The following is a 1,570-nucleotide window of genomic DNA, read 5'->3' on the forward strand; positions in this document are numbered from 1 at the left end:
TATGCTGCTTAGGTTTCTACTTAAGCAGCATAGTTTTCATATTCTGTTTGATTGTGTAAAAGCGACCATATAATTCGTGCGTTCTTCGCGGCCAGTGCCACTATTGCTCGGTTCATTCCTCTTCGTTCTAGAACGCCTCGACACCACTGACTTAACTTATCTTGCTTGTCGCCAAGGTTGGCAATTACGGTCCTTGCGCCATGAACTAATAGTGTTCGTAAGTATTTATCGCCATGTTTGGTTATCCGACCTAAGCGTGGCTTTCCTCCCGTCGAATATTGTTTTGGTACGAGTCCTAGCCAAGCAGAGAAATCACGGCTTTTGCGTATTTCGGAGCATTCCGAACAGCCATTTCGGTATGACCCGAACACCTATTTCGGTTTAATCCGAACGCATATTCCGCGATTATCCGAACACTTTTAAGCGAACTCCGAAATCAGCGTTCGGAATAGCGAAAACCGCGTTCGGAATGCCCGAAATCCTTCCTTTTTCTCTTTTAAATCAATAGCTCGCTATTCTTTACTTCTTAAACAAGAACGTAAGGAAGCGACAATGGCTAAAAAGAGAACTCCAATGAACAAAATCAAAGAGATATTACGCCTTAAGTACGAGTGTGGGTTGTCCTACCGTAGTATTGCTAGTTGTCTCAATGTCAGCCTTGCAACAGTCTCTGAGCTTGTCGCTCGCTTTAAGCAAAGTCAGATAGGCTGGCCTCTCCCAGAAGATTGCAGTGATACAGACCTTACCAAAGCCCTATATCATTCGAAGCAAGCCAGTCGAGACAAGGTTATGCCAGACTTCGCTCAGTACGCTGTCGAACTCAAGCGTAAAGGCATGACAAAGATGTTGTTGTGGCAGGAGTACCACGAGCAATATCAAGAGCAAGCTTACGCTTACACTCAGTTCTGCGAGCACTTCACTCGTTGGTTCAAAACCCAAAAGCGCAGTATGCGTCAGCTCCATGTTGCAGGTGATAAGCTGTTTATCGATTACTGTGGGCCGAGGCTTCAAGTAGTCAACCCTGATACAGGTGAAGTGCGCGAAGCAGAAGTGTTCGTGGCGACCTTAGGAGCGTCCAATTACACCTATGTTGAAGCCTTCCCGAGTCAAGGTAAGTCTTACTGGTTAGAGGCGCATGCCAATGCACTCGAACACTTCGGTGGTGTCCCACGGCTCTTGGTTCCCGATAATCTACGCAGCGCGGTCAGCAAAGCCAATCGTTATGAGCCGAGACTTAACGACAGTTATCAAAAACTGGCAAATCATTATCAAACTGCCGTGATGCCAGCTCGCCCCTACAAACCGAAAGACAAAGCCAAGGCAGAGAATGCTGTCCTCCTAGTGGAACGTTGGATCATGATGCGACTTCGCCATCAAACCTTCTATACCTTCAAAGAGCTGAACCTTGCCATCCGTGAGCTGATGAATGACTTAAACGAACGTGAGATGAAGCATTATGGTGCGAGCCGCAAAGCGCTGTTCGACAAACTCGATAAACCCGCGTTAAAGCCTCTTCCTAAGCAGCGATATCTCTATACCGAAACCAAGCGAGCCAAGGTTGGGCCTGATT

The 1,570-nt window shown here is 46.9% G+C and carries 1 protein-coding gene and 1 pseudogene; one reads left to right on the top strand and one right to left on the bottom strand.

Features of this window, described 5'->3' with window-relative positions; all coding sequences use genetic code 11:
• Nucleotides 1-20: 20 nt before the first annotated feature.
• A pseudogene (locus tag AB6D58_RS24375) lies at nt 21-329 on the bottom strand (transposase); the annotation flags it as partial.
• Nucleotides 330-552: 223 nt separating this feature from the next.
• Between AB6D58_RS24375 and istA the strand changes: the two are divergent.
• Nucleotides 553-1,570, top strand: a 1,018-nt coding sequence (istA, locus tag AB6D58_RS24380) for an IS21 family transposase (protein WP_372158788.1), incomplete at its 3' end; no start/stop codon positions are given.

This window comes from Vibrio sp. 10N.239.312.D08 (assembly GCF_041466145.1).
Classification (GTDB): Bacteria; Pseudomonadota; Gammaproteobacteria; order Enterobacterales; family Vibrionaceae; genus Vibrio; species Vibrio crassostreae_C.